Raw genomic sequence first — 7,349 nt, 5'->3', positions numbered from 1 at the left:
GATCGCGACGACGGCCGGCACGCCGATCGCGACCGCCACGGCGGCGAGGCGCGGCCGCCTCGGGAGCCGGTCCGGTCCCGTCGGGGGAGCGGGCTCGGCCTCTCGGTCCGGGAGGGCGTCGCGCGCGAGGGAGAGCTCGCGCTGCCACGCGTCGAGGTCCGCGGTGAACCGCGCGACCTCGTCCGCGTCCGCCCGGGTGCGGTAGAGCGCCCGTCGCCGCTCCTCGAGCAGGACGGCGGGCGAGGGCGAGCCGTCCATGGCGGGCGCGAACGGATCGACCGCCCAGCGGACCGCGTTCCGGGGATCCAGCGTGCCGGCGTACCGCCCCGCGAAGCGGGCGACGGCATCGTCGTCGGCGACCTCGCTCACCCGGCTCATCCTCCCAGCCTCGGATCGCGTGGGACGTCCTGAATGCGGCGGATCGGCTCGCGTCGGGCCGAGGTGCCACGCTGGAGCGGTGACGCCTGAGCAGCTCCGCGACCTCTACGACGCCCGCCTGCGACCGTGGGTGGAGCCCGACCCGGCGCCCGGCGTCGTGTTCGAGCGGTTCGGTCACCTGGTCCGGGTCACCGGGCGCCGGCAGGGGTTCGTCGAGACCGGCCCGGACGTCGGTCTCGAGGGTGCTGCGCTCGACGCCGCTATCGCGCTGCACCGCGACCACTTCGCCGCCCGCGGCGAGGAGATGGAGTGGAAGACCCGCGCCCACGACCGGCCGGCGGACCTCGTCGACCGCCTGCTCGCCGCCGGCTTCGAGCCCGAGGAGCCGGAGACGGTGCTGGTCGGCGTCGCGGCGGAGATGACGGGTGCCGGGTCCGCCCCGGCGGAGGTCCCCATCCGCCGCACCGAGGATCCGACCGACTTCGCTCGCATCGCGGCCATGGAGTCCGCGGTCTGGGGCGAGGACTGGACGTGGCTCGGCGACGACCTCGCCCGCGAGGTGGCGCACGACCGCGAGCACTTCGTCGTCTTCCTCGCGGAGGCGGACGGGGAGGTCGTCTCCGCCGCCTGGCTCGCGAGCAAGCCGGGGACGGGCTTCGCCGGTCTCTGGGGCGGCTCGACGCTGTCGGGCTGGCGCGGTCGCGGCATCTACCGGGCGCTCGTCGCGACCCGGGCCCGTGCCGCGCTCGAGCGCGGGGCGGAGTATCTGCAGGTCGACGCGTCGGAGGACTCCCGGCCGATCCTCGAGCGCCTCGGTTTCGCCGCGGTCACCACGACGACGCCCTACGTCTGGCGTCCCAGCCGGCCTTCACCCGCCGATGCCTAATCTCCCAGCATGAGCGATCGCGACTACGACCCCTACGCCCGCCTCGACGCGGTCCCCACCTTCCCCGTCACCAGCACCGACGTCACCGACCGGCAGCCCCTGAAGGCGGCCCAGTACGGCGCGGACGCGGGAGGCGGCGACGTGTCGCCCCAGCTCTCGTGGTCGGATGCGCCGGCGGGCACGAAGAGCTTCGCCGTCACGGTCTACGACCCCGATGCCCCCACCGGGTCCGGGTTCTGGCACTGGGCGGTCGCGAACATCCCGGCGGACGTCACCTCGCTCGAGTCCGGCGCGGGATCCGCCGGCGGCAGCCTGCCGGAGGGCGCGACCCCGGTGCTGAACGAGATGCGCCTGCCGCACTTCATCGGCGCGACGCCCCCGCAGGGCACGGGCGTGCACCGCTACTTCGTCGTCGTGCACGCCGTCGACACGGACCGCATCGAGCTCGACCCGGAGTCGACGCCGGCGGTGCTCGGCTTCAACCTGCACTTCCACACGCTCGGGCGGGCGATCCTCGTCGGCACGGGCGAGTTCGGTGGCGCAGGGGCATGAGCAGCGGCGCGTTCAAGGCCGAGGACCGCCCGGTCCGCGTCGGGGTGCAGATCGCCCCCCAGCACGCGCAGTACCGGCAGCACCGCGAGGCGGTGCAGCGCGCGGAGGACCTCGGCGCCGACATGGCGCTCAACTGGGACCACTTCTATCCGCTGTCCGGGGACCCCGACGGCCTCCACTTCGAAGCCTGGACCGAGCTCGCCGCGTGGGCGGAGCAGACCGACCGGATCGAGCTCGGGCCGCTCGTGAACTGCAACAGCTACCGGAACCCGAACCTCCAGGCCGACATGGCGAGGACCGTCGACCACATCTCCGGCGGCCGGTTCGTGTTCGGCACCGGGGCCGGCTGGAAGCACAAGGACTACGACGAGTACGGCTACGAGTTCGGCACGCCCGGCACCCGGCTCGATGCGCTCGCCCGCGACCTGCCCATCATCCGTGCGCGCTGGGAGAAGCTGAACCCGCCGCCCGTGCGCCGCATCCCGATCCTGATCGGCGGCGCGGGGGAGCGGAAGACGCTCAGGATCGTGGCCGAGCACGCCGACATCTGGCACGGCTTCACGGGGCCGGACGAGATCGGGCACAAGCTCGACGTGCTGCAGCGGCACGCCGAGGAGGTCGGCCGGGACGTGTCCGGGATCGAGATCGCGAACGAGCTGCGCGGCCGCGAGGACGCCGAGGCGGAGGCGCTGTTCGACGCCGGTGTGCGCCTCTTCACGGTCGGTATCAGCGGCCCGGACTTCGACTTCGACGCGGTGCGGCGCTGGATCCGCTGGCGCGACGCGAAGAACGGCTGAGCCGACCCGATCGGCGGTTGCCACTTCTCGTCGTCATGAGCTGCTCCGAGCAGCAGAAAGCGCGACCGACGGGTCAGGCGGCGGGGAACCCGTCGCGGAGCTCGCTGACGAGCGAGCGCACCACGGCCCGCAGGTCGCCGCCGGCCTGCGCCGCCGCGACGGCCTGCCGCTCGTAGGAGGCACCGGCGTCGATGATCCGCTCCAGGTCGTGCAGCTCCGTCCTGCAGCCCAGCCGGTCCGCGACCGGTTCGAGCCGGGTGACCAGGTCGCGGGTGTCCTCCTCGACGAGCCGCTCGTCGCCCTCGGCGTTCACGATGACGATCGCGTCCATCCCGTAGCGCGCCGCGCGCCACTTGTTCTCGCGCACGAACCACGGCTGCATCGACGGCAGCGTCTCGCCCCGGTCGAGGCGGTCGGAGAAGTCGTCGACGAGGCACTGCACCAGGGCCGCCAGCGCGCCGACCTCGAGGGTCGTCGGCATCCCGTCGCAGGCCCGCGTCTCGACCGTGCCCCACCTCGGCGAGGGGCGGATGTCCCAGCGGATCTCGTCCCACGAGTCGATCACGCCGACGTGCACGAGGTCGTCGACGAGCGACTCGTACTGCGACCAGGCCGTCATGTGCGGCGGCAGGCCCGCGGTCGGCAGCTGCTGGAACAGCATCGCGCGGCTCGACGCGTACCCGGTCGCCTCGCCGTCGAAGAAGGGGCTGGACGCGCTGAGCGCCTGGAAGTGCGGGTAGTAGGTGAGCAGCGCGTCGAGGATCGGCAGCGCCTTGTCCGGCCGGTCGATCCCGACGTGCATGTGCACGCCCCAGATGAGCAGCTGCCGTCCCCAGATCTGCGTGCGGTCGATGAGCGTGGCGTACCGCTCCTTCGCGGTCACCTGCTGCTCCGACCACTTCGCGAACGGATGCGTGCCCGAGCAGATGAGCTCGTATCCGCGGGCCTCGGCCTTCTCCGTGACGGCCTCGATCGTGCGCTTCAGGTCCGCCACGCCCTCACCCACGGTGCGGTTCACGCCGGAGACGACCTCGACGGTGTTCGTCAGCAGCTCGCTCGTGATCCGGGACCGCAGGTCCTCGTGGTCCCGCTCGAGCGCCTCGAGGAGCTCCGGCGCCGCGCCCACCAGGTCGCCGGTGTCCCGGTCGACGAGCGCGAGCTCCCACTCGAGGCCGAGGGTCGAGCGCTCGGACCGTGCGAAGTCGATCGCCATCCGGTCATCCTGGCAGTAGGACGTGGGTCCGCCCGCCTGGTCGGTGACGAGTCAGAAAACACGGCAAACTGAGCCTCGTGCTGGGCGTCCCTGCCCGCCGCACGGATCTGGAGTGTCCCCTTTGCCTGGAAATGCCACGACGACGTATCGGAACGTCGCGCTGCTCTCAGTGGCGAGCGTGATCGCGCCGCTCGTGACCACCTCCTTCGAGATCGAGCGGCGGCTGGAGCCGATCCTGCGCAAGCTCCGGCTGCCGACCGGGCTGCTCGAGCGCGTCGCGGGCGTCATCGAGCGCCGCAACTGGAGCGCCGACCTCTCCCTCGACGACGCCTCCCTGCAGGCCGGCAACGCGGCGCTCGCCGAGGCGGGCGTGAAGCCGGGCGACATCGGGCTGCTCATCAACACGTCGCTGACCAAGCGGCACATCGAGCCGAGCGTCGCCGTCCGGCTGCACCACGGCCTCGGCCTGCCCTCGAACGCGATCAACTTCGACATCTCGAACGCGTGCCTCGGGTTCGTGAACGGCATGAACCTGGCTGCCAGCCTCATCGAGTCGGGGCAGATCGACTACGCGATGATCATCGACGGCGAGGACGTCAGCGACATCCAGGTCAACACCATCGCGCGGCTGTCGAAGGAGGGCCTGAAGCGCGAGGAGTTCATGAGCGAGTTCGCCAGCCTCACCCTCGGCTGCGGCGTCGCGGCGGCCGTGCTCGGGCGGGCCGACCGGCACCCGGAGGGCCACCGCATGATCGGGGGCATCACGCGTGCCGCGACGCAGTTCAACGACCTCTGCGTCGGCACGATGGAGGGCATGGTCACGAACTCGAAGGCGCTGCTGAAGCGCGGGATGGAGCTCGTCACCGCCGCGTGGACCGAGGCGAAGCGCGACTGGAACTGGTCCGACATGGACACCTACATCATGCATCAGGTGTCGGATGTGCACACGGCTGCGTTCGTGAAGGCCGCCGGTCTGGACAAGACCCGCGTGCCGCTCACCTACCCCAAGTACGGCAACGTGGGCCCCGCGTCCATCCCGATCACGCTCGCGCAGGAGTCCGGGAACCTCGCCAAGGGCGACCGCGTGCTGCTCTGCGGCATCGGCAGCGGCATCAACACGTCGATGCTCGAACTGGCGTGGTGAACGGGGGCCCTCCCGCCTTCGCCGCCTCGCTCCCGCCAGAGGGGCTGCCCGGACTGGATCCGGCGTGGTCCCGTCTCGTCGAGGCGCCCTCGAGCGACGGCGCTCCGCGGACCTGGCACCTGCTCGACACCCATCGCCCCGGGGACCCGGACCCCGAGGTCACCGTGCTCGCGGTGCACGGCAACCCGACCTGGAGCTACCTCTGGCGGGACGTCCTCGCCGCAGCCGATGCGTCGCCGCGGCGACGGTGGCGCGTGATCGCCGTCGACCAGCTCGAGATGGGCTGGTCGGAGCGCACCGGCCGGCCGCGCACCCTCCGCGACCGCGTCCGCGACCTGGGGCTGCTCACGGACGCGCTCGCGCTGACCGGACCGGTCGTGCCCCTCGGCCACGACTGGGGCGGCATCGTCGCCTCCGGCTGGGCGGTCGACCATCCGCCGCTCACCGCCGGCCTCGTGCTGACGAACACGGCCCTGCACCGGCCGGGAGCGGATGCGGTGCCGCCGGTGCTCAGACTCGCCCTCGCACCGGGGGTGCTGCCCACCGGCACCGCGCGGACGCCCGCGTTCCTCGAGACGACGCTCGGCATCGCCCACCCGGCGCTCGCCCCAGCGGTCCGCGAGGCCTACCGGGCGCCGTACCGCGGGGCCGACCGACGGCTGGGGATCGAGCAGTTCGTGCGCGACATCCCGGCCTCGCCGGATGCGCCGAGCGCCGGTGAGATCGAACGGATCGGCGCCGGGATCGACGCGCTGACCGTGCCGGCGCTCCTGCTCTGGGGCCCCCGCGACCCGGTGTTCCAGGAGCGGTACCTCGCCGACCTCCAGCGACGGCTCCCGCATGCGGGCGTGCACCGCTTCGAGGGGGCCGGCCACCTGCTCCCCGAGGACGTGGACGTGGCGGCCGCGGTCCTGACCTGGCTCGACGCCACCTTCCCCGACGCGGCTCCGCCCGCCGCCGACGCGGTGGCGAGCGCTGCTCCCGCCGACTCCGGCTACGACCCGCTGTGGTCCGTGCTCGAGGCGCGACGGGACGATCCGTCGCCGGCCCTCGTCGAGATGCGGCCCGACCGCCGCACCGCGCTCCGCCGGGTCTCCTGGCGCCTCCTCGCGACCCGCGTGGAGCAGATCGCCGCCGGTCTCCTCGACATCGGCGTGCGCCGCGGCCAGCGGGTGTCGCTGCTCGTGCCGCCCGGCGCCGATCTCACCGCCGCCCTGTACGCCTGCCTGCGCATCGGCGCGGTGGTGGTGGTCGCGGACGCCGGCCTCGGGCTCAAGGGCATGACGCGCGCCGTGAACGGCGCCCGGCCCGATTGGATCATCGGTGTGCCGGCCGCGCTCGTGATCGCCCGCGCACTCCGCTGGCCGGGTGTGCGCATCGTCGCGGGACCGCTCTCCTCCGCCGCGGCTCGGGCGCTCGGCGCCTCCTTCACGTTGAGCGGCCTCGCCGCCCGCGGCCGGGGCGGGAGCCTGCCGTCACCGCCCGCACCGGACGACCTCGCGGCCGTGCTCTTCACCTCCGGCTCCACGGGTCCCGCCAAGGGTGTCCGGTACACGTACCGGCGCCTCGCCGGGGTGCGGGACGCGCTGCGCAGCGAGTGCAGGCTCACCCCGGAGACGGGGCTCGTCGCCGGCTTCGCGCCCTTCGCCCTCTTCGGCCCGGCACTCGGCACCCGAACGGCGACGCCCGAGATGGACGTGACCCGGCCGGCGACGCTGACCGCCGAGCGACTCGCCGCGGCCGCACGCGCGGTCGACGCCGACTCCGTCTTCCTCTCGCCCGCGGCGCTCACGAACGTCGTCGCCACCGCCGGGACGGACCAGCGGGACGAGTTCGCCCGCGTGCGCACCGTGCTGTCGGCCGGCTCGCCGCTCGGCGCCCCGCTGCTCGAGCGGGCCCAGCAGGTCTTCCCGGCGGCCACGCTCCGCACGCCGTACGGCATGACCGAGTGCCTGATGGTCGCGGACGTCACCCTGGAGGACATCCGGGTGGCGGGGACGGGCAACGGCGTCTGCGTCGGCCGTCCGGCGGCCGGCGCCCACGTGCGACTCGCACCGCTCGGTCCCGACGGACGGCCGGGCGCAGCGCGCACGGCGGATCCGGACGTCACCGGCGAGATCGAGGTCAGCGCCCCCCACATGCTCGCCGGGTACGACCGGCTGTGGCTCACCGACCGGCTCGCGCGCGCGGGCACCCCGGCCGAGCCGTGGCACCGCACCGGCGACGTCGGCCACTTCGACGCCGTCGGTCGGCTCTGGGTGGAGGGTCGCCTCCCGCACGTCGTCGTCACCGACTCGGGCGTCGTGACCCCGGTCGGCGTGGAGCAGGCCGCCGAGGCCGCCGGGGTCGCCCGCGCGGCGGCCGTCGGGGTCGGCCCGC

The 7,349-nt window shown here is 73.6% G+C and carries 7 protein-coding genes; 5 read left to right on the top strand and 2 right to left on the bottom strand.

The features are described from left to right. Nucleotides 1-369 (bottom strand): hypothetical protein (locus tag JWQ92_RS09055; protein WP_297344132.1); only part of this gene is annotated, 369 nt, incomplete at its 3' end. 88 nt (nt 370-457) lie between these two features. Here JWQ92_RS09055 and JWQ92_RS09050 point away from each other — a divergent pair. Genes JWQ92_RS09050 through JWQ92_RS09040 form a run of 3 tightly spaced genes read left to right on the top strand, consistent with a single transcriptional unit; the run spans nt 458 to nt 2,613 of the window. Next, nucleotides 458-1,264 carry a GNAT family N-acetyltransferase gene (locus JWQ92_RS09050; RefSeq protein ID WP_297344131.1) on the top strand — a complete coding sequence of 269 codons (807 nt, stop codon included), beginning with the start codon at nt 458-460 and terminating at the stop codon, nt 1,262-1,264. A gap of 9 nt (nt 1,265-1,273) precedes the next feature. Beyond that, nucleotides 1,274-1,816, top strand: coding sequence for a YbhB/YbcL family Raf kinase inhibitor-like protein (locus JWQ92_RS09045; protein WP_297344130.1), 543 nt, complete (start codon nt 1,274-1,276; stop codon nt 1,814-1,816). Next, nucleotides 1,813-2,613 (top strand): LLM class F420-dependent oxidoreductase, encoded by an 801-nt coding sequence (locus JWQ92_RS09040; RefSeq protein WP_297344129.1) that lies wholly within the window; start codon nt 1,813-1,815, stop codon nt 2,611-2,613. The genes JWQ92_RS09045 and JWQ92_RS09040 overlap by 4 nt, the downstream gene beginning before the upstream one ends. A gap of 73 nt (nt 2,614-2,686) precedes the next feature. Here JWQ92_RS09040 and JWQ92_RS09035 read toward each other — a convergent pair whose 3' ends face one another. Then, the gene (locus tag JWQ92_RS09035) at nt 2,687-3,826 is read right to left on the bottom strand and encodes a glutamate--cysteine ligase (RefSeq protein WP_297344128.1); all 1,140 of its coding nucleotides are present in this window, start codon (nt 3,824-3,826) and stop codon (nt 2,687-2,689) included. 121 nt (nt 3,827-3,947) lie between these two features. Between JWQ92_RS09035 and JWQ92_RS09030 the strand changes: the two genes are divergently transcribed. Together JWQ92_RS09030 and JWQ92_RS09025 are read left to right on the top strand one after the other, a co-directional pair. Next, nucleotides 3,948-4,970: a 3-oxoacyl-ACP synthase III gene (locus tag JWQ92_RS09030; RefSeq protein ID WP_297344127.1), complete on the top strand. Its 1,023-nt coding sequence runs from the start codon at nt 3,948-3,950 to the stop codon at nt 4,968-4,970. Further along, nucleotides 4,964-7,349, top strand: a 2,386-nt coding sequence (locus JWQ92_RS09025; RefSeq protein WP_297344126.1) for an alpha/beta fold hydrolase, incomplete at its 3' end; no start/stop codon positions are given. The genes JWQ92_RS09030 and JWQ92_RS09025, both read left to right, overlap by 7 nt.

It is taken from the genome of Amnibacterium sp., from assembly GCF_025463795.1.
Taxonomy (GTDB): domain Bacteria; phylum Actinomycetota; class Actinomycetes; order Actinomycetales; family Microbacteriaceae; genus Amnibacterium.
This window is presented reverse-complemented; position numbering and strand designations above follow the sequence as displayed.